Source organism: Trinickia dabaoshanensis (assembly GCF_002879885.1).
Classification (GTDB): Bacteria; Pseudomonadota; Gammaproteobacteria; order Burkholderiales; family Burkholderiaceae; genus Trinickia; species Trinickia dabaoshanensis.
In genome coordinates this window covers 23,479-45,026 of record NZ_PNYA01000025.1, presented here as the reverse complement: position 1 = coordinate 45,026, position 21,548 = coordinate 23,479, and the positions used below count along the sequence as shown (strand labels likewise).

Here is a 21,548-nt window from a genome sequence, read left to right as displayed (position 1 = left end):
GAAATCGGCCCACGGTTTCGGGATCACTCTCGGTGGCGACCGGTGTGCGTTCAACGCCCCTTCGCACGTGCGATGCCTGCTCGGTCGGAAACGTGGGTGACCCAGCCGGTCGTCGTCCATTCGAATCGCGCGCGCACTGTCCACGCTTTCCACGTATACGCACGGCGTCACCTTTTCGATGACGCGATTGCGGATGTTTTTTTGAGGGGCAGAAGAAAACGACGAGCCCGATCGCCTCGGCATCGAAGCGATCGGGCTCATTGGCGTCCGTGGCCGGACGCGCGGGGATAGACTCGGGTAGCGGCTTTAGCAGCGTACGTTAGAAGGTTTCCCAATCGTCGTCGGAGGCCGCCTTCGCGACATTCGCCACGGGGCTCTTGCGAACCGGCGTGGAGACCGGCGTTGCGGGGGGCGTCGCACTCGTCACCGTAGCAACGGGTTTCGCCTCGGCTTGAGCTTGGGCCTGTGAAGCGGCAGCCGCGGGTTTGACCGTCGGCGAAGCCGCGGCCGGAGCCGCGTTGGAGCGGCTTGGGGTAGCCGCGAGCGCGGGCCGTTTAAGCGCGGACGCGGCCGGCGCGCGCGGCGCGCGGGCCGGTGCGGGCTTCGCGACGGGCTTCGGCGCCGGCGCTTTGCCGGGGGCTGCCGCGTGCTGAGACGTCGCGCGCCATGCCGCACCTTCGTCGGCGATTTGGAAGACGCCGGCGGCCGTGCGCAAGCGGTCGGCTTGCTCTTGTAGCGAATGGGCGGCCGCCGAAGCTTGTTCGACGAGCGCGGCGTTTTGCTGCGTCACTTCGTCCATCTGCGAGACGGCACGCGCCACTTCGCCGATGCCGCCGCTCTGCTCTTCCGAGGCCGCGGCGATCTCGCCCATGATGTCCGTCACGCGTTGCACCGCCGCGATGATTTCCTCCATCGTACGCCCCGCTTCGCCCACGAGGGCCGAGCCCGAGCGCACGCGGTCGACCGACGTATCGATCAACGTCTTGATTTCCTTCGCGGCGCCGGAGGAGCGCTGCGCGAGCGCGCGTACCTCGCCGGCCACGACCGCGAAGCCGCGGCCTTGCTCACCGGCGCGCGCGGCTTCCACCGCCGCGTTCAACGCGAGAATGTTGGTCTGGAACGCGATGCCCTCGATGATCGTGATGATGTCGCCGATCTTCGCGGAACTATCGTTGATCTCGCCCATCGTACCGACGACTTGGCCCACTACTTCGTTGCCCTTGTTGGCGATTTCCGAAGCGTTGGCCGCCAGCGCGCTCGCTTGACGCGCGTTGTCGGCGTTTTGCCGCACCGTTCCGGTCAGCCGCTCCATGCTGGAGGTCGTTTGTTGCAGGGACGCGGCCTGCTCTTCGGTGCGAGCCGACAAGTCGAGATTGCCCGCGGCGATTTGCTTGGTCGCCGAGGCGATCGATTCGCTACCGCTGCGCACGGTACGAACGGTATCGGTCAGGCTGCGCTGCATCTTCGCCAGCCCTTCGAGCATCAGGCCCATTTCGTCGCGCGTACGCACCACGATCGGGCGCCGCAGGTCGCCCGCGGCGATCGCCTCGAACTGGGCGAGCGCATCGGCGAGCGGTCTCGCAATGGCCGAACGCAGGCTCAAGTACGAAGCGAGCGCCGCCGCGAGCGCGACCGCCAGCAAAGCGAGCGTGACCGCGCGCAATGTCTCGTAGCTCGACTGCGATTGCTCGAACTCGGCTTTCGATTGCGCGAATTGCCACTGGTTCAACGTGTCGTCGCTTTTCGATAGCGCGACAAACGCGGCTTGTAGACTGTCGGCAGCGCTAAGGATTTTGTCGTGATCGTTCGAACTGATCGCGTCCATGTAGGTCGAGATGCCCCGCCGCAGCGCGTCGCGTTTTGCGGAAGCGTCTTGCGCGAGTTTGTCTTCGTCGGCATCGCGCGGAAATGCCAGATATTTTTTCCACCAGTTGTCGGAACGCTCGCGTAGCACGGCGGCACGATCGAAGTTCTTTTTCGTTTCGTCGGCCTGGCCGGCGTGCATCGCCGCGCGATCGAGCGCTAGGCGCTCGCGGGCCGCGTAGCTTTCCGCCATTCCGATGGCGACCGCGCTTGGCATCTGGCTCTGATAGATGTCGCTCGCCGCCTTGCTCGCCTTACTCATACCCGACAATCCGAGCGCGCCGAGTGCGAGCAATAGCGCGGACAAAAACGCCATGGCCAGGCCGATGCGCGTTTTAATCGATATACCGTTCTTCAACATTTGAGCGTTCATCCTTTCAGAACCAAAGGTCCGGGCGCGCCGTTCGCCGCACGCTGCGAAGGAAGCGCGCGCCCTATCCGATGTTTACGGCCTGGTAAGGATCGAACTTGAGGAGAACTAATTAATCGGACGAATTAGGGGCGGATCTATAGTCCTTATGCGCATAGGGCTGCGTTCATGGGTCCGGCAAAAACGGCGGTCGATTCGCGCAGCACGAGACGCGGCGTGATCACGCGGCGACGAGTGGGCCCGCTCACCACGCCGCTGATCCGCTCGATCAGCATTTGCGCGGCAGCCTCGCCGAGCGCACGCACGGATTGGCCGACGGTCGACAGAGCCGGGTAGGTGAAACTGCTCAGTTCGATATCGTCGAATCCGATGATCGAGCAGTGTTGCGGCACGCGGATGCCGCGTTCCGCGGCCACGCGCAGCGCGCCGATGCCCATCATGTCGTTGCAGGCAAAAATGGCGGTGGGCCGCACGGTGTCGAATAGCTGTCCGGCGGCCTGTTGCCCGCCCTCGCCCGAAAAATCGCTTTCGACGATCGCGCTCGGCTCGATATCGATGCCCCGTTCGGTCATGGCGCGGATGAAGCCGTGCACCCGCATCGCGCTGACCGCCGTGGCGACCGGTCCCGTAATGCAGCCGATGCGCACGTGGCCGAGTTCGAGCAAATGACGCGTAGCCACATAGGCGCCGCGTTCGTGGTCGATCTGGACGAGATCCGCCGCGAGACCCTCGATATTGCGGTCGACGATGACGAGCGGCTCGCGCGTATCCGTGAGGCTGCTCGCGAGCACGGCGTCGTCTCCGGCCGAGGCGATGATGAGGCCGTCGATTCGTTTTTCTTGCAGAATTCGCAGATAATTGCGCTGCTTCACCGGATCGTCGTCGGAATTGCAAAAAAACATGCAATAACCCTGGCGCGCGCAACCATCTTCGATTCCCCGCGCCAATTCGGCGAAATACGGATTCGTGCTGTTAGGCACGACGAGCCCGATCGTCGCCGTCGAGCGCGCCTTCAGCGATCGGGCGACCGCCGACGGCACGTAGTTCAATTGCGCGATCGCGCGCTCGACTTTCGTGCGCACGTCGGCCGACACCGGACGCGTATTGTTGACCACGTGTGACACCGTGGTGAACGACACGCCGGCCATGGCCGCCACATCTTTGATCGTCGCCATTACCGATACTCTCTCGCTTGTTGTTGTGTGCGGGCGCAACCAGCCCGCAGCTACCCCATCCATTCATACCGCCGATCCGCCGCGTTCCCCGCGCGTTTTTCCGAACCGGATCCTTCGCTCCGCGACTCAGTATCGCCCGCGCCGACGGAACGGGACAGCGAACTGCGCAATGCTCCGGCTCGACCTCTGCGAGATGGGCAAGTGCGAACCGAACGCCGAGAAGAGCGCACGCATTGCGATGCGACCAGCGCGGCAAAGCGCCGGTAGTACCGGCGAGTCACAATGACGCTTATGTCGGAGGATAACGGCAGCGGCGCGAGCTTTCTTGAGCGCCGCTGCCCGAAGCGAACGCCGCGACGTCGCGCAGCGCCTTGGTAAAACGCGCCGAGCGCGCCGTTTAGAGCCTGGAAAATTACTTTGAAGCCTTCGTCACCAAGTCGACGGGCGTTTCCACCACCTGCGACAGGTCGGACTGCTTCTTATGCTCTTCGATTGCCTTCAGCGCCGTATCGATGCCGAACACGGCTTGCTTCGCCGCGTATTGGTTGGCGGTGGCGAGCACGCGCCCATCCTTGAGCATCGGCTTGATGGCATCGATATCGTCGTAACCGACCACGAGCACCTTGCCTTGTTTGCCGGCTGCGCGTATCGCCGAGACCGCGCCGATCGCCATGTTGTCGTTACCGCACAACAGGGCTTTCAGGTTCGGGTATTGATTGAGCATCGCCGAGGCGATCGCGTTGCCTTTGTCGATCTCCCACTCGCCCGACTGGACCGAATCGATCTTCGCTCCGACCTTTTGCATCGCATCTTTGAAGCCGGCCGTGCGCTGTTGCGCGTTCGTGGTGGTGGACACGCCTTCGACGATACCCACCTCGTCGCCGGCTTTTAGCTTTTTGGCCAGAAAGTCGCCGACTTTCTCGGCGCCCTTGCGATTGTCGGGGCCGACGAACGGGACGTTCAACCCTTTGGACTTCACGACGTCGGGGTCGAGCCGGTTGTCGATGTTCACGACGATGATGCCGGCGTCGACCGCCTTCTTCACGACGGGAACGAGTGCTTTCGAATCGGCCGGCGCAAGCACGATCGCATCGACGTGGCTGTCGATCATCTGCTCGACGATATTGATCTGGGCGGCCGTATCGGTTTCGTTTTTGATGCCGTTCGTGATGAGGTCGAACTTCGCGGCGTTGTGCTGTTGATAGTCCTTTGCTCCGTTTTCCATGGTCAGAAAGAACTCGTTCGCCAGCGATTTCATGACGAGGGCGACTTTCGGCTTCTTCGCGCCTTGAGCCAGCGCGTCGCTCGAGGCGAGCGGCGCGAGCGCCGTGCACACGAGCGCGGCGGCGGCAACTAGCATACGGCGGCGGGTGCGGTGCAGCATAAGGTTCTCCTTTCTTATTCGGCTCGAGGCGAGCCGTGATTTTTCGGGTCGAACGCCGGCGACTTCCCGCGGTGCGTCATCGCTCGATGCGACGACCGACCGGGTTCCCCGCGATGAACCGGGGATCGCCTATGCTGGACTCATCCGCGCCAATGCGCAAGGACGGGCACCGGCCTCGAGCCGTGCCCGCCGGGCAAACGCGTACGCGAACCGATCGTGCGTGCCGCGCTTGCCATGGACTCGTCGTACGGTTGAACTAAGGCTCGAGCGAGGTGCCGTCCACCTTGCCGTCGATGATGTCGCGTGCGTACTGCACGCCGATGCGATGCGCTTGGAGTTGATCGTCGAGCGGGGCGTGCTCCGGTACACCGAACATCTCCGGCTTCGCTCGATCTCCGCTCGCCTTGCGCGTGATGGTCACGACGATGTCGAACCGGCGCGGCGCGTCGTCCGATTGGTCCGGCTCCTTCGCGCGCCTAAGCGCCTGCACCCCGATCGCAAAGCCCTTGTATTGCTCGGAAAACGGTACGGCCATGACGGACGCTCCATCGGAAGAAAGACTGTCTGTCCCGCGCCAACGGCGGCCTCGGGCCCCACACCGTGAATTGACCGCTAACGGTCATACGCATCGATGCAAGAGGCGTTCCCTTTATCGACTTCGCGCGCGAAGGTGCTCGGCGAGCGCCGACGGGCTGCCGCGGAGATCCGAAATGCCGGGAAGATTGAAGAAATTACCGGTCGCCGCGACCGTACCGAGCCGCCTTTCATCGGACTGGCTCTTATAAGGAGCGACGATTCGTCGCATTTCTTCTATGATGGCTGCCAAGACGGCCCGCGAGAACCCAACGATATAAGCCATCGGGCCGCCGTCTCATCGTGGATGCTTGAGTGCATTGCGGAGGCATAAATGGCATGGAGACACAACCGCTGGGTAAGACGCTGGCTCGTCGTCATCGTCTTTTGGGCAGTCCCGGTGGCGATCGTCGCGGTACGCGAGATTCAGGACGAAATGTCGTACAACGTCGTCGATCTCAACCGCGCCTTGACGACGTGGCAATTGACCGACGCGCAGCGTGCCGCCGGCGACGCCGCACGCTGTCGCGGCAAGCCGGACGAGGCGCGCGCCGCCGGCTGCCCGGCGGACGTCTTGGCGGCGAACGCTCAGCGTCAGCATGACGCGCAGGCCGAATACGCGCTGCGCCGCCGCACCCTCTTCCTCTATCTGTGGCATGCCTTCGTGGGCTACTGGGTCGTGCCGGCAGCCTTCATCTTCGCCGTGGGCGTGCTCGTGGCCGGCATTCGGCGCGCACTACGGCGCCCTCCCGTGGTCAAGCGAACGGTTCAGCACTGAGCGGCGCGCCGTGCAAATTCGGGCCCGGCCCTGGCATGCACCATGCTCGGCTCTCGTTGCGTTGTGTGACATCACGCTTCGTCCACCCGCCGTCGAGCGGTTTGACCGACGGAACATAACGGAGAGAGTCCATGCAGAAACAATACTTGATGCGCAAAGCGGCCGCCGCCGTCGTGGTCGGCGCATTTGCCCTCGCCGGCTGCACCGCGACCACGAATAACGGCAACCCGGTTGGCTCGACCCCCGGCAGCAATGTGTCGAAACGTCAGGAGATCAACTCGAGCGTCGATGCGACGCTCTCTCGCCTGTACGCCCAAGTGCCCGGCTCGCGCGAGCTGGTGCAAAAAGCGCATGGCGTGCTCGTGTTCCCGAAGGTACTGCAAGCGGGCTTCGTCGTCGGGGCGCAATACGGAGAAGGCGCGTTGCGCGTAGGCGGCCAAACGGTCGGCTACTACAACACCGTGTCCGGCTCGTTCGGATTGCAGGCCGGCGCGCAATCGAAGGCGGTCATCTTCCTTTTCATGACCGACGACGCGTTGAACTCGTTCCGCTCGCGTGACGGCTGGTCGGCGGGCGGCGACGCCTCGGTCGCCGTGCTGAAGATGGGCGCGAACGGCGCCATCGATACGACCACGGCCACCAAGCCTGTCGAAGTGATCGTGATGACGAATGCGGGCCTCATGGGCGATCTCTCGCTCGAAGGCACGAAGATCACCCGGCTCAATATCTAACCAACGGCCTTCCAAGCGAGAAGCGGCGCGCTACCGTCGGCAGCGCGCCGCTTGCACACTCTCGGACACGGGCTTGGCTTCGCTCGCCTTTCGCCCTTACGCGCCCGCCGTTCCCGCACCCGTCATCGAGTCGACCACCTTGAAGCGCGAGCGCTTCTGTGCTCGGATCACGGCCTGATACGCCTCGATGTATTGACGCGCCATGTGATGCGACGTGAAACGTTCTTCGAAGCGTTGCCGCACACGCGTCCGCGGAATCGTATGCAGTCGATTGACGGCTGCCACCGCGCTGATCTCGTCTTCGACGATAAAGCCCGACAGACCCTCGTCGACTACTTCCGGCACGGAGCCGCGATTGAACGCGATCACGGGGGTGCCGCAGGCCATCGCCTCGATCATGACGAGCCCGAACGGTTCCGGCCAATCGACCGGAAACAGCAATGCATGCGCGCCCGAAAGAAAGGCCGCTTTCTGGTCGTCGGCGATCTCGCCGATGAACTCGACGTGCGGCAAATCGAACAGCGGTTTGATCTCGCGCTCGAAGTATTCGCGATCCGCCGCGTCGATCTTCGCCGCAATCCGAATGGGTAGCCCGCAATGCGCGGCAATCCGAATGGCGGTGTCCACGCGCTTCTCGGGGGAAATGCGGCCGAGGAACGCAAGATACTTCTGCTCCACGGGCTGGGGCGTATAGAGCGCTTCCGGCAAACCGTGGTACACCGTGGACAGCCATTTCGCCTGCGGCATCGGGTGGCGCTGGGCGTTCGAGATCGAAATGACGGGCGCGGTGTTGAACGTATCGAACACGGGCTGCTGCTCGGGCAGATCCAGCCGCCCGTGCAGCGTGGTGACGAACGGTGTGTCTTGCCGCTTGAACAGCGAAAACGAGTAGTAGTCCATATGGAAATGCAGGACATCGAACTCCTCGGCCCGGCGCCGCACGAGTTCCATGAGCAACATATGCGGCGCGATGCGATCGCGAATGGCGGGATCGAGCCGCAGCGCCCGCGGCCACACCGCTTCGAGCTTGGCACTCGTTTTCGAATCCCCGCTCGCGAAGAGCGTGACGTCATGCCCCAGATCCACCAGCGCTTCGGTGATGTAGGAGACGACACGCTCGGTGCCGCCGTAAAGCTTCGGTGGCACCGACTCGGTCAGCGGCGCGATCTGAGCAATCTTCATTCGATGGACTCCATGCAAGGGGACCTTCGGTGGATGAAATTTCATCCCGGTCCGGCCGGTTACTCGGGGGCGCCAAGCCGGCTTCGGCCGGCCAGCTTTTCGAATTGCGGCGCCACGGCTTCAATTATTCGGTACGACACGCCCCCGATACCGCGCCGCTTTCATTTGCTGCGGGTTGTTACAGTCGCGAAACAGGCTCAGGCCGCGCGTAAATCGGCCAGAAACGTATCGCGCCAGACGCCCAGATCGTTGCGCCTGAGCACGGCCATATTGACTTCGTGACGTTGCTTGCGTTCCTCGAGCGGCATCGACAGCGCGCGTTCGAGGGCTTCCGACATCCCGGCGATGTCGTGCGGATTGACGATCAACGCGGCGCACAGCTCGGCGGCGGCGCCCGCGAACTCGGAGAGCACCAGCACGCCGGGATCGTCGGGGTTCTGAGCGGCGATGTACTCCTTCGCCACGAGATTCATGCCGTCGCGCAGCGGCGTCACGAACCCGACTTGCGACTCACGGCACATCGACATCAACTGCGAACGCGCGAAACGCTGGTTGAGGTAGCGAATCGGCGTGTAATCGAGTCCCGAGTAACGGCCGTTGATACGCCCGGCCTCGTATTCGAGCTTCTGCCGGATTTGCTGATAACTCTCGACGTCGGCCCGGGTCGGCGGAGCGACCTGAACGAACGTGACGTTCCCGCGCCATTCAGGCGCATGCTCGAGCAATTGTTCGAAGGCGCGGAACCGCTCGATGAGCCCCTTCGAATAATCGAGGCGGTCCACGCTCATGATGAGCTTGCGTCCCTCGAGGCTGTGCTTGAGTTCCAGCACCTGCTGACGGCTCTCGTTACGCTCCGCCTCTGCCGCGATTTCATCGGGAAACACGCCGATGCGATAGACGCCCGTGCGCAACCGGCGCCCGTAAGCCTCGACGTTGCCCTCCGCGCTGACCGTCCCTCCGGCATGGCGCTCGATGTAGTCGTGGAAAGCGAGGCGATCCGCATCGGTCTGGAAGCCGAGCAAGTCGTAACAGCAGAGCGACTTGATCAGTTCCTGGTGCGGCGGAATGTTCAGCAGCACCTGCGGCGACGGAAACGGCGTATGCAGGAAAAAGCCGATGCGATTGGTCACGCCCTCTCGGCGCAGCGACTCGGCGAACGGAATCAAGTGATAGTCGTGCACCCAGACGATGTCGTCCGGCTCGATCAGTTTGACGAGCTTATGCGCGAGCCAGGCGTTGACGCGGCGGTAGCCGGCGTATTCCTCGCGTTCGTAGCCCGCGAGATCGTTGCGGTAGTGAAAGACCGGCCACAACGTCGCATTGGAAAAGCCGCGGTAGTACTGATCGTAGTCGCGCCGCGTTAGGCCAACCGTCGCGAAGGTAACGGTGCCCTCTTGCTTGAGCGTCGGTCCGGCGTTGGCTACCGTTTCGCTGACCACGTCTCCGCTCCAGCCGAACCATACGCCGCCCATGTCCTTCAGGGCGCTGTAAATACCGACGGCAAGCCCGCCCGCCGAACCCTTGGTCTCGGTAGGCGTTGCGACGCGATTCGATACGGCGATGAGTCGACCCATGGTGGTAGTGGTGCTGTTTCGTTCCGACGTAAATCGATCGTTCTCAATTGCGGCGCCCGCCGCGCTTGAATCGGTCATCCGCCGCTCACACGCCGTTCATTCGCTCTTGCATGGAAAGGCCTTCTCGAGACCGAGCGAGACGGCCGTACTGGCGTTGTATTCCGCCGTGTCGGGATTCTCGGCGACAAAGCGGCGAATCGCGTCGACGAGCCGCTGCGACTCCACGCGCTCGGGCAAGCAAAAATACTGGCCCACGCGCGGGCCGGTGGTTCCACCGATGGCATCGATCGTATTGAACACGCCGTCGGCGGCCCCCTTGATATAGGCAACGCAGGCGGCGCGCGAAATCGCGTCGGTCTGGGTGCACAGCTTGTGCAAATCGCCTGCCGTGAACTTGCCGCCCCCCAGCGTAACCGCCGCCAGGGCGGCGACGGGCATGGTCAACGTCCCGACGCATATCAAAGCCCGCAACATAATCTTCCTTTTCTCCGAGCGGTGAACGGGTATTGCGCAAACGGCCCCGGCAATCTCGCCCGGGGCCAAAAAACGATCATTTTGCACCGTTTTGAGCCGGAGTAGACGCGCCGGCCGCACCCGATGCGCTCGCCGCCTCCCGGGCGTACATGTCTTCCATCGCTTCGGTCACGTCTTTGGCGTGGTAGCGCTTGGCAAAATCGAGCGCCGTGAGGCCCAGTTGATTCTTCACGCGCGAATCGGCGCCCGCGTCGAGCAGCACTTTGACGGTGGACAGATGATTGCCGCGCGCGGCCATCATCAGCGGCGTCGTGCCGTTCGGCGAGCCGGCATCGATGTAGGCCGAGTTATCGAGCAGCACCTTCACGATGTCGTCGTGACCGTTCGCAGCCGCGTAATGCAGCGGCGCCCAGCCTTTCTTGTTGACTTCGGCGCCCTTGTCGATCAGAGCCTTGACGAGGTCGGCATCGCCGTTCAGCGCCGCGAGCATCATGGCGTTCTCGCCCGCCGAATCGAGCTTCTCGATATCGGTTTTCGAATCCGCCATCAGCGCCTTGGCCACCTTGTCCGACTTCTCGCGCGCCGCCAGCACGATCAACGGCATGCCTTGCGGGTCTGTCGCGTTCGGATCCGCGCCTTGTTTGAGCGCCTTTTGGACGGCGTCGACATCGTCGAACTTCACGGCCTTGACGAGCGAATCGAGGCTCGATGCGTGAGCGGTCAGCGCCACCGAAGCGAGGGCGCCGGCGCACACGAGCGCGAAGCGGTGCACGAGGCGCCGGGAAACGGTCGAGAGCGACGGATCGGTATGCATATTCAAGTGGTCTTCCTTTGTTTTGTCGTATCAGCGGTAGTCTGTCGTTCGCTCAGGCAGCATCCGGCACGGGGATGCCGAATAAACGAAAGAAATTTTGCGTGGTCGCGGCACCGAGGTCGGCATCGGACATGCCGCGCGCCTGTGCGATGAAACGTCCGACATAACTTACGTACGCAGGTTCATTAGGTTTGCCGCGATACGGCACCGGCGCGAGGTAAGGCGAGTCCGTTTCGATCAAAAGCCGCTCGAGCGGCACGCGCCGTGCCACATCCTGTACGTCGGTCGCGCTCTTGAAGGTGACGATACCCGAAAGCGAAATGTAAAAATTCTGAGCCAACGCCCGTTCGGCCACGGCCCACGGCTCCGTAAAGCAATGCATGACACCGCCCGGCACGCTCGCCTGCTCTTCCGACATGATCCGTAGCGTGTCCTCGCTCGAGGCGCGGGTGTGCACGATCAGCGGCTTCATGACAGTCTTGGCCGCCCGGATGTGCGTGCGAAAGCGCTCGCGCTGCCACTCCATATCGGCGATCGAGCGCCCTTCCAGGCGGTAATAGTCGAGCCCGGTTTCTCCGATCGCGACGACTTTGGGATGCGCGGCCAATTCGACCAGCTCCGCGAGCGTCGGTTCACGCGCGTCCTCGTGATCGGGGTGCACGCCCACGGATGCATAGACGTTTTCGTAGGTGGCGGCTACCTCGAGCACGCTCGGGAGCGTTTCGAAATCGACGCTGACGCACAGCGCGTGCGTCACGTCGTGCGAGCGCATGTTCTCGAGTACCTGCGGCAAGCGTTCGACCAGGCCTTCGAAATTGATGTGGCAATGCGAATCGACGAACATCGTCTTCCTTAAGTTCAGATTGTTCCGCGGCGCGGGCGGGGCGTTCGGACGATCAGGGAGCCGGGTCGCCGACGCGACGCCCGAGGATCACCAAGTCGTGCTCGATGCCATCGAGCACGGCCACGCGGGGCAACAAACCCCAATCGTGAAATCCGCAGCGCCGGAACAGCGCGAGGCTCGCCGCGTTGTGCCCGAAAATGAAGCCCAACAAGGTATCGATGCCGAGCCCCGGGGCGGCGTCGAGCGCGGCCGCCACGAGCCGCGTACCGAGCCCCCGCCCGCGCTCGCTCCGATCGAGATAGATACTGATTTCAGCCGTGCGCGCGTAGGCGGGACGGCCATAGAAATCCGAAAAGCTTAGCCACGCGACGATGCGCTTGGCGCCCGCCTGCTCCTGCGCCGGTTCTTCCACGACCCATAGCGGCCGTTTGCTCGGCCCATGGGCCTCGAACCACGGCAGACGGCTTTCCACGGTAACCGGCGTGAGGTCGGCCGTTACCTCTCGAGAAGGAATCGTCGAGTTGTAGATGGCGACGATCTCGGGCAAATCGTCGAGTGTCGCATCGCGGTAGCTAACGTGCATGACTGAAGCTCTTTCTGGTGGACTCGGCGGATAGAACTCGTTCGGTTCGCATGGTATGGCGATCTCGGCGCTTAGACGAACAAGTCGCGATAGCCGAGAAACAGCGCTTCGAACACGAGCCGGGCGTTGAGCGGATGATTTTCGACGGCCCGTTCGCGCGTGACGTCTTTCATGAAGCGGGCAAACGCGTTGGCGTCGATGCGCGTCGCGCAGCGCTCCAGTTCGCGTTGCGCGGCCGGGAAGTAGCGTGGCCGCTGCGCGGCCCGTTGCGCGACGAGATCGTACAGCCAGCGCTGCAGCCAGCCGAGCACGACCGGCACCGGGAGCTTTTGCAGCGCCTCGGCGCACGCAAATGCGTCGCATTCGGGACCGGCGGCCAACTGCTTGAGCGTGAAGTCCCGCAGCGGCCGGCTGTCGTCGGCGGCCAGCGCCAAGGCGGCCAGCGGCGCACCGCCGGCCTCGGCCAGCAGCGCGGCGGGATCGGACACGTTTTGCTCCGCGAGCCAGGCGCGCGCCTGCTCGGGCGACGGCGTCGCCATCGGCCATTGCCGGCAGCGGCTGATGATCGTCGGCAGCAACCGGTCGACGCGCGCCGAGACGAGCAGGAAGACCACTCCGGCCGGGGGCTCCTCGAGCGTCTTGAGCAGCGCATTGGCCGAGGCCGCGTTCAGCGCCTCGGCGGGATAGACGAGTACCACCCGTGCGCCGCCGCGGTGCGCGCCGATCCCGCAGAAATCGAGCAGCGCGCGCACTTGCTCGATTTTGATTTCCTTGCTCAGCGTGCGCGTTTTCTTGCCCTCCTCGCCCTCCGCTTTTTCCTCGGACACCGCCGCTCCGGCGGCATCGCCGGCCAGTGCTTCGGGGAGCACGGCCCGGTAGTCGGGATGGTTGCCTTGAACGAACCAATTGCACGCGGCGCATTGACCGCAGGGCTCGCCGTTCGCCGCAGGAGCCTCGCACAGCATCCCTTGCGCCAGGTGTTGCGCGAAGCGCAGCTTGCCGATGCCGGCTTGCCCGTAGAGCAGCAAAGCATGCGGCCATTGCGCGCGTAGGCGCTGCAGGCGGTCCCAATCGTCGTGTTGCCACGGGTAGATCATCGTCGAGCCTTAACTTAATCTTCGTACGAGCAATGGAGTGCGTGGATCGCGCGGGCGTTCATAGCGCGTCGATGACCTCGCCGAGCCGCTTTCGGATCTGTTCGATGCTCAGCTTGGCATCGACGATTGCGAAACGATACGGCGCTTCTTGTGCCCGGCGCAGATATTCCGCGCGCGTACGGGCGAAAAACGCGTCGGTCTCGCTCTCGAACTTGTCGGGCGCGCGGGCGGCGCCGCGGCGCTCGCTCGCGGTTTCGGGCGGCAGGTCGAACAGTACGGTGAGATCGGGCTGAAAGCCGCCCTGGACCCAGCGTTCGAGCGTTTCGAGCTTGTCGCGCGGCAAGCCGCGCCCGCCGCCTTGGTAGGCGAAGGTCGCGTCGGTGAAACGATCCGACAGCACCCAATCGCCGCGCGTGAGCGCCGGCTCGATCACTTGCGCGAGGTGTTCGCGCCGCGCGGCGAACATCAGCAGCGCCTCCGTCTCGAGATCCATTCGCTCATGCAGCAGCAGTTCACGCAACGCTTCGCCAAGCGGCGTGCCGCCCGGCTCGCGCGTCGTCACGACGGCGCGGCCCGCGGCCGTCACCTTCTCTTCGAGGCGCTCGCGAAACCAGGGCAAATGCGTCGTCTTGCCCGCTCCGTCGATACCTTCGAACGTGATGAACTTGCCTCGCGCCATTTATTCCTGTCCTCGGATGTATTTGTCCACGGCGCGGTTATGGGCGCCGAGCGTGTCTGAAAAGATACTGCTGCCGTCCCCGCGCGACACGAAATATAGCGCGCTGGTGGGCGCCGGGTTCAGCGCGGCTTGCAGCGAAGCGACGCCGGGCAGCGAGATCGGGGTGGGCGGTAGGCCGCGGCGCGTATAGGTGTTGTACGGCGTGTCCTGTTGCAAATCGCGTTTGCTCAGGTGACCGTCGTAGCGCTCGCCCAATCCATAGATCACGGCCGGGTCTGTCTGCAGCGGCATGCCGATGCGGAGCCGATTGGCGAACACCGCCGACACGAGCGGGCGATCGCTTGCCTTGCCCGTCTCTTTTTCGATGAGCGAGGCAACCGTCAGCGCTTCGTACGGCGTCTGGTATGGCAGACCCGCCGCGCGGGCGGCCCAGGCCGCCGTCAAGCGTTGTTGCATCAACTTGTACGCGCGCCGGTAGACGTTCACGTCGCTCGTTCCTTTGTCGAACAAATAGGTATCGGGGAAAAACAGGCCCTCGGCGCTCGTCGTCGGCGAGTCGCTGGCGCCGATCGCGGCGAGCAACTGCGCGTCGTCCATCCCGGCGGTGTCGTGCCGAAGCGCCGGACTGGCATCGAACTCCGCTCGCATGCGCTTGAACGTCCAACCCTCGATGATCGTGACGACCGATTCGTCGACGTCGCCCAACGCCAGCTTTTGCAGCACGGCGTAGGGTGTGATGCCGGTGCGGAACTCGTAATTACCCGATTTCAGGTGGCTTTGCAGGCCGAGCAGGCGCGTCATGAGCACGAACGGCTCCGGCTCCACGGGAACGCCGCCACGATTGAGTTGCGCCGCGACGCCGCGCACGGTGCTGCGCGGTTGAATCGTGACATCGATGGTGGCGGACGGCAGCGCGAGCGGATGGGTGGCCCAGTAATAGCCGCCCACCGAGGCAAGCAGGCCAAGCAAAACGGCTAGGACTACCCCGAAGGCGAGGCATTTTCTCAACAAGGTCATGCGAAACACGGCTAGGAAGGACCCCATATAATACTTGTTCGCCTAAGCCGAAGTCAGGATTGACTAGTCACGAATTCCATGAACGAACAGAACGCCCCCGTGTCCCCCGCTTCCGCGACGCCGTCGCACCCCGCCGCCGCCGAGTTCGAAGCGGTCCTTTCGCGCGGCGCATTCATGCCGCTCGACCAGTTCGGCGTGATCGACGCGGTCGGCGACGACGCGGCGAGTTTTCTACACGGTCAGTTGACGAACGACGTTCAGCACCTCGATGCCGCGAGTGCCCGCCTCGCCGGTTACTGCTCGCCCAAGGGGCGATTGCTTGCCTCGATGCTGATCTGGCGCGCGGCCGATACGATTCGCCTGCTCGTTTCGAGGGAACTGACCGCGGCGGTACAAAAACGCCTGTCGATGTTCGTGCTGCGCGCGAAGGCGAAGCTGACCGACGCCACGGATTCGGTCGCGGTGGTCGGCTTTGCCGGCGATGTTCGCGCGCCGCTCGCCCAGTTGTTCGACGCGTTGCCCGATGGCGTGCACGTACACGTTGCGGGTCCGGCCGGATCGCTGATTCGCGTGCCCGACGCCGCGGCGCGGCCGCGCTATCTCTGGATTGGACCGAAGGCGCTCGTGCAAGAGCGGCTGGCAGGACTGGAGGGTCAACTTCCCCGCGTTTCGCCCGCTGTCTGGGATTGGCTCGATATTCATGCGGGCGAGCCGCGCATTACGCACGGCGTGCTCGAACAGTTCGTGCCCCAGATGGTCAACTTCGACGTGCTCGAAGGCATCAATTTCCGCAAGGGATGTTATCCGGGGCAGGAAGTCGTCGCGCGCAGCCAGTATCGCGGGACCATCAAGCGGCGGATGGCGTTGGCGCACATTGCGGGCGAGCACGCGGACAAGCCGGTGACCCCCGGCGCGGAGCTATTCCATTCGGACGACCCGGGCCAGCCGTGCGGCATGATCGTGAACGCCGCTGCCGCGCCGAAGGGGGGCATCGATGTGTTGGCCGAAATCAAGCTCGCCGCACTGGAGGGCGGAAGCGTTCACTTTGCCGCCGCGGACGGGCCTGCCCTCGCGTTTCAGCCGTTGCCGTACGCGTTGCCGAGCGAAGTGTGAGGCGTGGTGGTCGGTAGTCGCGTGTATCAGGAGCGAACGGCGGGAGGTCGCTGAGGGAACCGCTGGCGCGCTCTTGCATTCGGCGGTCTAACGCGGCTTGGCAGCTTCCGTACTGCGTAGCGCACGACGATGATGCCCGTAAGGGATAGCACGAAACTCACAGTGAACATCGTTCCGATCACGATCGCGGCTTGCCGGTCGATGCCAATCGCATTGCCCAGATCGAACAATGGCTGGAACAGTTCCCACGCTTGCCCATAAAGGAACCAATCGTTGATCGTCCGGTTATTGGCCAACCCGACGTACACCGGGAACGTCAGAAGCGCCGCCAGCACTAAGTCGACAGAAGTGCGTTTCATATGACCGTGACCGTACCGTAAAAGTCGAGTTCGGTGCCGGGAATCTTCGACGGTGGGTGGCGCTTGAGCCATGTGCGCAGAGCATAGAAATTTTCAACGTTAGGCAGTGTGATGCATCCCTCGCTTACGCCCCAATAGCCGACGGGATGAATTCGGAAATTCGCGCGCCTGACGCCGTTCACCGTTACAGCGTCTGTGATGGGCGGTACGGTCGAGTAGAGTGCGAACCAGTGCCCTCGATGGGTCCCGTTTGCGCCGTCGTTTAACGCATCGACTACTGCACCGTGGCGACCGCCTGATTGCCGGTCCAGGATATAGTATTTGCCGTGGGGGAGCGGCCCATTCTTTGGTATCGCAGTTGCCTGAGGGTCGTTCACGAACTTCCCGTTTCCCGAAAACGCCAGCATGCTTCCGAAGTCCAAGCACTGGAGGGTGGACATGCGTTTGCCATTCAATCTGAAATAACATGAGGCGGTCATATTCGACGTCTCTCGGTGAAAACCTCGAGTTTTTCCGAACACGCTGTAGAGCACCGCATCACCGACGCATTTTCAGACCGACTTACAACCGAACCTTCGATCCCCGTTTCACGTCACGATCGCTCCTATCCACCTATGTGCTTGATCGTATTCGACTGGCGGCCTGACTCCCGGGCCGGCGCCCTCCTCACGCTTGCCGCCAATCGCGACGAATTTTTCGCGCGCGCCACCGCGCCGCTCGATTGGTGGACCGATGCCCCGGGCGTGCTCGCCTGTCGCGACCTCGTCGGCGGGGGGACTTGGCTCGGGCTTACGCGGGACGGACGCTTCGCCGCGCTCACGAATCATCGCGATGCGCGCGCGTTTCGCGCCGATGCACCCACGCGCGGCGCACTCGTCGCCGATTACCTCGTGGGGCAACGGGGAGCGCCGCTCGACTATCTGTGCGACATCGCCGAGCGCGGCGCGGCGTACAACGGCTTCAACTTGATCGTGGGCGATTTCGCCCGGCGCGAACTCGGTTGGTATTGCAATCGCGCGGATGCGGCCCCGAGTCTCTTGCCTGAGGGTGTGCACGGCATTTCGAACGCCGTGCTCGACACCCCGTGGCCGAAACTCGTGCGCAAGCGCGCCGAGCTAGGGAAGTTGACCGATCGGGGCGGCACGCCCGAACTCGATGCGCTGATCGAACTCATGCGCGACCCGCGCGTGGCTGCCGATGAAACGCTGCCCTCGACCGGTATCAGCCTCGAGCGCGAGCGCGCCCTATCGGCCGCCTTCATCGAAACACCCGATTACGGCACGCGGGGCACAACCGCGCTGCGTGTTCGGACGACCGGCGCGATAGCCGGCGTCGAAATCGCCGAACGTAGCGACGACGACGGTTCGCACCGCATCGAACGCCCCGGGTCCTTCGAGCGGCGATTCACATTCGAGTTTGCTTTGTCGAACCCGCGGGATGCCCGCGCCTGATTCCATTGCCGGAACCGGGCTCGCGCGACCGGCTACTCAGTGGCCGTTTTCCTTGAGTTGCCGGACCATCTCGACGTGCTCGACTCCCGCCTCATAAAACGGTTCGCCAACGGTCGAGAATTGGTGCCGAAGATAGAACGGAACGGCATCGCGCTGCGCATAAAGTCTCACACACGCGTCGCCGCGCTGTATCGCGTGAGCGAGCAGCGCTTCGAGAATCAACGACCCTACTCCCGAGCGCCTAGCTCGAGGCAGCACCGCGAGCCGCCCGATCGCGCCGTCCGGCAGCAAACGGGCCGCCGCGATGGCATCGCCCTCGCGATACGCGACGACGTGCACCGCATCGAGGTCGGCTTCATCCGAGACGAGCGGAGCCGCGATGCCCAACTCGCGCACGAAGACGGCCTCGCGCACGCCAGCGGCGTCCTTGCCCAGACCATGCCAATCGCCCGCTTGAATCGTCACGTCGCGCATCGGTAGCTCCTCGTACGTTTCGAGCCCGGCGGCATGGCTCCGCACAGCATGTCAGGTGCTGCCTCGAGGCGAAACCGACGGGTCGGTCGGTGCCCGCATCTGCTCGATATCTTCGTGACGGACGCGAACGCTTTCCATGATGGCCGGATGGGTGATGACGTAAAACCGATCGGCACGCACGGCATCGAAGGCGGCCTCGGCGATATCGGAGGCGGCAAGCCGGCCCGAGCGCACGGCCTTGCGGATCTCCTTGCCGGCCAGTATCTGCGACGCCGACGGCGGCGCTTCGTTACGCCAGCGCGCCGGCCGCGAACGCTCGGCTTGCGCGATCCCGGTCGGGACGAACGCCGGACACAGCAGCGAGCAACCAACGGGCCCACCGGCTCGCCGCAGGTCGTGATAGAGCGTCTCGGTCAGCGAGACGACGGCGTGCTTCGACGCGTTGTACACCCCCATCGACGGCGGCGAGACCAGGCCCGCGACAGAAGCCGTATTGACGATGTGAGCCGGTTCGTTCTGGTTCAGCATGATCGGCGTAAAGACGCGCACGCCGTTGGCAACGCCCATCACGTTGACGCCGAATACCCACGCCCAATCGTTCTCGCTCATCTCCCAAAGATAGCCGCTCGCGCCCACCCCCGCATTGTTGAACAGCAGGTGGACCTTGCCGTAAGCGTCGAGCGTGCGCCGCGCGAGCGCTTCGACAGCCGCGCCATCCGACACGTCCGTCGGCACCGCGATCGCATCGGCCCCTACCGCGGTGAGCGATGCAACGACATCGCCGAGCGCTTCCCCGTCGATGTCGGCCAAAACGAGCTTCATTCCGAGCTCCGCGCCCTTTTGCGCGAATGCGCGGCCGAACCCGCTCGCGGCGCCCGTAATGACGGCGACCTTGCCGTCGAATTGTTCCATGCGTTCTCCTTGCGCTTCGTGTTGCCGCGCGGGAAAGTGCCGCGCACCGGCCCTTGGCGGGCCCGATGCGCTAGGCAGTGCCCATCGTTAGCCGATCTTGGTTAAGCGATCTTGACCAGTTGCTTGCCGAAGTTCTTGCCTTGCAGCAAGCCCATCAATGCCTCGGGGGCATGCTCGAGGCCATCGGTGATGCACTCTCGATAGCGCAGCTTCTTTTGCGCGACGAGGCTCGCGAGCTCGCCGAGCGCTTCCGGCCAGACATCGAGGTGCTCGGTGACGATGAAGCCCTGCACGAGCAAACGCATCGTCAAGATGATCGAGGGCTGTTTGAGCGGCACCGGTTGCCCATCGTAGCCGGCGATCATGCCGCACAGGGCGATGCGGCCGAACGGATTCATGCGCGATAAGGTCGCATCGAACGCGTCCCCGCCGACGTTCTCGAAATAGCCGTCGACGCCGTTGGGCGTGGCCGCCTTCAGATCCGCATACAGGTTGCCCGCTTTGTAATCCACGCAGGCATCGAAACCGAGTTCGCCGGTCACGTAGCGGCATTTCTGTTCGCCACCCGCGATGCCTACCGCCCGGCATCCGGCCAACTTGGCCAACTGACCGACGACGCTGCCGACAGCGCCACTGGCGGCGCTCACGACGACCGTCTGTCCCGGCTTCGGCGCGATGATCTTGTTCAGCCCGTACCAGGCCGTGACGCCCGGCATGCCGGCCACGCCTAGATAAGCCGTGAGCGGCACGCGCGCATCGTCGATCTTGCGCACGCCCGCGCCGTCGGAGGTGTCGTAGTCCTGCCAACCGAACATCCCTGTGACTTTGTCCCCCACGGCGAAGCCTGGGTGCTTCGATTCCACCACCTCCCCAACCGTGCCCCCGATCATCACGTCCCCTATGCCGAGCGGCGCGGCATACGACTTCGCGTCGTTCATGCGGCCTCGCATATACGGATCGATCGACAAGTAATGGTTGCGGACACGGAACTGGCCGTCGGCCAGTTCCGCGAGCGGCGTTTGCTCGAGTCGGAAGTTTTCGGCGGAGACGGCTTTCTGCGGGCGCGAGGCCAGCACGATACGGCGATTCATTGGGGTCATGGCGATTTTTCTCTCCGATTCGCGAATGGCGGGAAAACGGCGACGAAAACGCGCAGCGCCCGAGCGATCAGCCGTCGCTCGGGCCGGGCTGGGTGCCGGGAGGCCGGCGCCTTCTTTGTTCGACGACCTCGCGTCCAACCGCGAGCCGCCGCATGTATTTGAACGTACCGAGCGCCTTGGCGACGAAGCTGCCGCTATCGTCACGGACCTCGCCTTCGCAATACGCCATGGTGCTCGAACGATGCAGCACGCGGCCGTACGCGCGCAATTCGCCGCGGCCCGGCTGCATGAAGTTGACCTTCATTTCGACAGTGACCACACCCACGCCGTCCTCGGTCAAGCTGCGCGCGGCAGTGGCGAGCGCGACATCGGCGAGCGTCATCGTGACTCCGCCGTGCGCGACATTCCAGGTGTTCATCTGCGTTTCGGCAAGCGTCAGCGCAACTTCGCTTTCGCCGTTTTCCGCCGAGATTAGGCGAACGCCGAGGTGATCGACGAACGGACTCTCGATCGTACGCTCGCGCGCGGCCTCGGGTGCTTGCGCGGACTGCGACTCCTCTCGCTTGGGCATGATGCGTTCGCTCTGCTATCCGTATGCTCGATGACGGTCAAACTTCGAAGTCGACGCACTCGCGCGACTCGCGCACGGCGACCACGAACTCCTTGATGGCTTCGTGCGTGGGATGAACCTGATAGGCATCGAGCGCGGCCTTATCCGCGAAGTCGGAAATGAGCACGACGTCATAGGTCGAATCGAGCCCTTGCGTGGCAACGCCCACTTCGAGGCGCACGATGCCCGGGACGATATCGGTGCAACTCTCCAAACGCTCCTTGAGCTTCGCCGCGTTTTCGGCACGGCTCGCGCCCAACGCGCTTTCCTTCAATTTCCACATGACGATGTGACGAATCATTTCGCTTGACTCCTTGATGCTGGGATGGCCATTGTCTTCGGGCGGTAGCGACGGATGATACTCGTTTCCCTCGATCTCGACAGGCCTGCG

At 63.7% G+C, this 21,548-nt stretch carries 25 protein-coding genes; 4 read left to right on the top strand and 21 right to left on the bottom strand.

Annotated elements, in window-relative coordinates:
* Window positions 1–319: 319 nt before the first annotated feature.
* The 5 genes from C0Z18_RS23870 to C0Z18_RS32785 all read right to left on the bottom strand — a co-directional run bounded on the left by C0Z18_RS23870 (window position 320) and on the right by C0Z18_RS32785 (window position 5,651).
* Window positions 320–2,224, bottom strand: a complete 1,905-nt coding sequence (locus tag C0Z18_RS23870; RefSeq protein WP_102647926.1) for a methyl-accepting chemotaxis protein — start codon at window positions 2,222–2,224, stop codon at window positions 320–322.
* 155 nt (window positions 2,225–2,379) lie between these two features.
* Window positions 2,380–3,408, bottom strand: coding sequence for a LacI family DNA-binding transcriptional regulator (locus C0Z18_RS23865; RefSeq protein ID WP_102647925.1), 1,029 nt, complete (start codon window positions 3,406–3,408; stop codon window positions 2,380–2,382).
* A gap of 412 nt (window positions 3,409–3,820) precedes the next feature.
* Window positions 3,821–4,792, bottom strand: coding sequence for a sugar ABC transporter substrate-binding protein (locus C0Z18_RS23860; RefSeq protein WP_102647924.1), 972 nt, complete (start codon window positions 4,790–4,792; stop codon window positions 3,821–3,823).
* A gap of 256 nt (window positions 4,793–5,048) precedes the next feature.
* Window positions 5,049–5,327, bottom strand: coding sequence for a hypothetical protein (locus C0Z18_RS23855; RefSeq protein ID WP_102647923.1), 279 nt, complete (start codon window positions 5,325–5,327; stop codon window positions 5,049–5,051).
* Between the two features lie 114 nt (window positions 5,328–5,441).
* On the bottom strand, window positions 5,442–5,651 hold the full coding sequence (locus C0Z18_RS32785; protein ID WP_146014089.1) for a hypothetical protein: 210 nt from the start codon (window positions 5,649–5,651) through the stop codon (window positions 5,442–5,444).
* Window positions 5,652–5,699: 48 nt separating this feature from the next.
* On the opposite strand from C0Z18_RS32785, the gene C0Z18_RS23845 reads away from it, so the two are divergent.
* On the top strand, window positions 5,700–6,143 hold the full coding sequence (locus C0Z18_RS23845; protein ID WP_102647921.1) for a hypothetical protein: 444 nt from the start codon (window positions 5,700–5,702) through the stop codon (window positions 6,141–6,143).
* A 131-nt stretch (window positions 6,144–6,274) separates the two neighbouring features.
* Entirely contained in the window at window positions 6,275–6,874 is a 600-nt protein-coding gene (locus C0Z18_RS23840) for a BPSL1445 family SYLF domain-containing lipoprotein (RefSeq protein ID WP_102647920.1), read from the top strand.
* A 96-nt stretch (window positions 6,875–6,970) separates the two neighbouring features.
* Here the strand turns inward: C0Z18_RS23840 and C0Z18_RS23835 are convergent, their stop codons facing one another.
* The 9 genes from C0Z18_RS23835 to mltG form a co-directional block, all read right to left on the bottom strand.
* Window positions 6,971–8,056 (bottom strand): glycosyltransferase family 4 protein, encoded by a 1,086-nt coding sequence (locus C0Z18_RS23835; protein ID WP_102647919.1) that lies wholly within the window; start codon window positions 8,054–8,056, stop codon window positions 6,971–6,973.
* Between the two features lie 197 nt (window positions 8,057–8,253).
* Window positions 8,254–9,630: an alpha,alpha-trehalose-phosphate synthase (UDP-forming) gene (otsA, locus tag C0Z18_RS23830; protein ID WP_102647918.1), complete on the bottom strand. Its 1,377-nt coding sequence runs from the start codon at window positions 9,628–9,630 to the stop codon at window positions 8,254–8,256.
* Between the two features lie 96 nt (window positions 9,631–9,726).
* Window positions 9,727–10,104 (bottom strand): Rap1a/Tai family immunity protein, encoded by a 378-nt coding sequence (locus C0Z18_RS23825; protein WP_102647917.1) that lies wholly within the window; start codon window positions 10,102–10,104, stop codon window positions 9,727–9,729.
* Between the two features lie 76 nt (window positions 10,105–10,180).
* Window positions 10,181–10,918, bottom strand: a complete 738-nt coding sequence (locus C0Z18_RS23820) for an ankyrin repeat domain-containing protein (RefSeq protein WP_102647916.1) — start codon at window positions 10,916–10,918, stop codon at window positions 10,181–10,183.
* Window positions 10,919–10,970: 52 nt separating this feature from the next.
* Window positions 10,971–11,762 (bottom strand): TatD family hydrolase, encoded by a 792-nt coding sequence (locus C0Z18_RS23815; protein ID WP_102647915.1) that lies wholly within the window; start codon window positions 11,760–11,762, stop codon window positions 10,971–10,973.
* Window positions 11,763–11,814: 52 nt separating this feature from the next.
* Window positions 11,815–12,345 (bottom strand): GNAT family N-acetyltransferase, encoded by a 531-nt coding sequence (locus C0Z18_RS23810; RefSeq protein WP_102647914.1) that lies wholly within the window; start codon window positions 12,343–12,345, stop codon window positions 11,815–11,817.
* Between the two features lie 71 nt (window positions 12,346–12,416).
* Window positions 12,417–13,442 carry a DNA polymerase III subunit delta' gene (locus C0Z18_RS23805; protein WP_102647913.1) on the bottom strand — a complete coding sequence of 342 codons (1,026 nt, stop codon included), beginning with the start codon at window positions 13,440–13,442 and terminating at the stop codon, window positions 12,417–12,419.
* Between the two features lie 58 nt (window positions 13,443–13,500).
* On the bottom strand, window positions 13,501–14,121 hold the full coding sequence (tmk, locus tag C0Z18_RS23800) for a dTMP kinase (protein ID WP_102647912.1): 621 nt from the start codon (window positions 14,119–14,121) through the stop codon (window positions 13,501–13,503).
* Window positions 14,122–15,138 (bottom strand): endolytic transglycosylase MltG, encoded by a 1,017-nt coding sequence (gene mltG, locus C0Z18_RS23795; protein WP_102647911.1) that lies wholly within the window; start codon window positions 15,136–15,138, stop codon window positions 14,122–14,124.
* Window positions 15,139–15,216: 78 nt separating this feature from the next.
* Between mltG and ygfZ the strand changes: the two genes are divergently transcribed.
* Entirely contained in the window at window positions 15,217–16,251 is a 1,035-nt protein-coding gene (gene ygfZ / locus C0Z18_RS23790; RefSeq protein ID WP_102647910.1) for a CAF17-like 4Fe-4S cluster assembly/insertion protein YgfZ, read from the top strand.
* A gap of 26 nt (window positions 16,252–16,277) precedes the next feature.
* On the opposite strand, the gene C0Z18_RS23785 is transcribed toward ygfZ, so the two are convergent.
* Entirely contained in the window at window positions 16,278–16,610 is a 333-nt protein-coding gene (locus C0Z18_RS23785; RefSeq protein ID WP_102647909.1) for a hypothetical protein, read from the bottom strand.
* Complete coding sequence (locus C0Z18_RS23780; RefSeq protein WP_233217456.1) at window positions 16,607–17,050, bottom strand: DUF2778 domain-containing protein; 444 nt, start codon at window positions 17,048–17,050, stop codon at window positions 16,607–16,609. The genes C0Z18_RS23785 and C0Z18_RS23780 overlap by 4 nt, the downstream gene beginning before the upstream one ends.
* A 174-nt stretch (window positions 17,051–17,224) precedes the next feature.
* On the opposite strand from C0Z18_RS23780, the gene C0Z18_RS23775 reads away from it, so the two are divergent.
* On the top strand, window positions 17,225–18,061 hold the full coding sequence (locus C0Z18_RS23775; protein ID WP_102647907.1) for an NRDE family protein: 837 nt from the start codon (window positions 17,225–17,227) through the stop codon (window positions 18,059–18,061).
* Window positions 18,062–18,097: 36 nt separating this feature from the next.
* Here C0Z18_RS23775 and C0Z18_RS23770 read toward each other — a convergent pair whose 3' ends face one another.
* The 5 genes from C0Z18_RS23770 to C0Z18_RS23750 form a co-directional block, all read right to left on the bottom strand.
* Window positions 18,098–18,535 carry a GNAT family N-acetyltransferase gene (locus tag C0Z18_RS23770; RefSeq protein ID WP_102647986.1) on the bottom strand — a complete coding sequence of 146 codons (438 nt, stop codon included), beginning with the start codon at window positions 18,533–18,535 and terminating at the stop codon, window positions 18,098–18,100.
* A 51-nt stretch (window positions 18,536–18,586) separates the two neighbouring features.
* Entirely contained in the window at window positions 18,587–19,447 is an 861-nt protein-coding gene (locus C0Z18_RS23765) for an SDR family oxidoreductase (protein WP_102647906.1), read from the bottom strand.
* Between the two features lie 101 nt (window positions 19,448–19,548).
* Window positions 19,549–20,547 carry an NADP-dependent oxidoreductase gene (locus C0Z18_RS23760; RefSeq protein ID WP_102647905.1) on the bottom strand — a complete coding sequence of 333 codons (999 nt, stop codon included), beginning with the start codon at window positions 20,545–20,547 and terminating at the stop codon, window positions 19,549–19,551.
* 67 nt (window positions 20,548–20,614) lie between these two features.
* Window positions 20,615–21,118, bottom strand: a complete 504-nt coding sequence (locus C0Z18_RS23755) for a PaaI family thioesterase (RefSeq protein WP_102647904.1) — start codon at window positions 21,116–21,118, stop codon at window positions 20,615–20,617.
* 37 nt (window positions 21,119–21,155) lie between these two features.
* Window positions 21,156–21,458 (bottom strand): Dabb family protein, encoded by a 303-nt coding sequence (locus C0Z18_RS23750; protein WP_102647985.1) that lies wholly within the window; start codon window positions 21,456–21,458, stop codon window positions 21,156–21,158.
* Window positions 21,459–21,548 lie beyond the last annotated feature (90 nt).

Excerpts from the sequence above, each read along its gene's own strand:
- C0Z18_RS23780 (WP_233217456.1), bottom strand. The coding sequence starts at position 17,050 with ATGTCCACCCTCCAGTGCTTGGACTTCGGAAGCATGCTGGCGTTTTCG.
- C0Z18_RS23805 (WP_102647913.1), bottom strand. The coding sequence starts at position 13,442 with ATGATCTACCCGTGGCAACACGACGATTGGGACCGCCTGCAGCGCCTA.
- C0Z18_RS23810 (WP_102647914.1), bottom strand. The coding sequence starts at position 12,345 with ATGCACGTTAGCTACCGCGATGCGACACTCGACGATTTGCCCGAGATC.
- C0Z18_RS23825 (WP_102647917.1), bottom strand. The coding sequence starts at position 10,104 with ATGTTGCGGGCTTTGATATGCGTCGGGACGTTGACCATGCCCGTCGCC.
- C0Z18_RS23865 (WP_102647925.1), bottom strand. The coding sequence starts at position 3,408 with ATGGCGACGATCAAAGATGTGGCGGCCATGGCCGGCGTGTCGTTCACC.
- C0Z18_RS23760 (WP_102647905.1), bottom strand. The coding sequence starts at position 20,547 with ATGACCCCAATGAATCGCCGTATCGTGCTGGCCTCGCGCCCGCAGAAA.
- C0Z18_RS23835 (WP_102647919.1), bottom strand. The coding sequence starts at position 8,056 with ATGAAGATTGCTCAGATCGCGCCGCTGACCGAGTCGGTGCCACCGAAG.
- C0Z18_RS23755 (WP_102647904.1), bottom strand. The coding sequence starts at position 21,118 with ATGCCCAAGCGAGAGGAGTCGCAGTCCGCGCAAGCACCCGAGGCCGCG.
- C0Z18_RS23775 (WP_102647907.1), top strand. The coding sequence starts at position 17,225 with ATGTGCTTGATCGTATTCGACTGGCGGCCTGACTCCCGGGCCGGCGCC.
- C0Z18_RS32785 (WP_146014089.1), bottom strand. The coding sequence starts at position 5,651 with ATGGCTTATATCGTTGGGTTCTCGCGGGCCGTCTTGGCAGCCATCATA.
- C0Z18_RS23770 (WP_102647986.1), bottom strand. The coding sequence starts at position 18,535 with ATGCGCGACGTGACGATTCAAGCGGGCGATTGGCATGGTCTGGGCAAG.
- C0Z18_RS23820 (WP_102647916.1), bottom strand. The coding sequence starts at position 10,918 with ATGCATACCGATCCGTCGCTCTCGACCGTTTCCCGGCGCCTCGTGCAC.
- tmk (WP_102647912.1), bottom strand. The coding sequence starts at position 14,121 with ATGGCGCGAGGCAAGTTCATCACGTTCGAAGGTATCGACGGAGCGGGC.
- C0Z18_RS23750 (WP_102647985.1), bottom strand. The coding sequence starts at position 21,458 with ATGATTCGTCACATCGTCATGTGGAAATTGAAGGAAAGCGCGTTGGGC.
- C0Z18_RS23845 (WP_102647921.1), top strand. The coding sequence starts at position 5,700 with ATGGCATGGAGACACAACCGCTGGGTAAGACGCTGGCTCGTCGTCATC.
- C0Z18_RS23860 (WP_102647924.1), bottom strand. The coding sequence starts at position 4,792 with ATGCTGCACCGCACCCGCCGCCGTATGCTAGTTGCCGCCGCCGCGCTC.
- mltG (WP_102647911.1), bottom strand. The coding sequence starts at position 15,138 with ATGACCTTGTTGAGAAAATGCCTCGCCTTCGGGGTAGTCCTAGCCGTT.
- otsA (WP_102647918.1), bottom strand. The coding sequence starts at position 9,630 with ATGGGTCGACTCATCGCCGTATCGAATCGCGTCGCAACGCCTACCGAG.
- C0Z18_RS23815 (WP_102647915.1), bottom strand. The coding sequence starts at position 11,762 with ATGTTCGTCGATTCGCATTGCCACATCAATTTCGAAGGCCTGGTCGAA.
- C0Z18_RS23870 (WP_102647926.1), bottom strand. The coding sequence starts at position 2,224 with ATGTTGAAGAACGGTATATCGATTAAAACGCGCATCGGCCTGGCCATG.
- C0Z18_RS23840 (WP_102647920.1), top strand. The coding sequence starts at position 6,275 with ATGCAGAAACAATACTTGATGCGCAAAGCGGCCGCCGCCGTCGTGGTC.
- C0Z18_RS23765 (WP_102647906.1), bottom strand. The coding sequence starts at position 19,447 with ATGGAACAATTCGACGGCAAGGTCGCCGTCATTACGGGCGCCGCGAGC.
- ygfZ (WP_102647910.1), top strand. The coding sequence starts at position 15,217 with ATGAACGAACAGAACGCCCCCGTGTCCCCCGCTTCCGCGACGCCGTCG.
- C0Z18_RS23855 (WP_102647923.1), bottom strand. The coding sequence starts at position 5,327 with ATGGCCGTACCGTTTTCCGAGCAATACAAGGGCTTTGCGATCGGGGTG.
- C0Z18_RS23785 (WP_102647909.1), bottom strand. The coding sequence starts at position 16,610 with ATGAAACGCACTTCTGTCGACTTAGTGCTGGCGGCGCTTCTGACGTTC.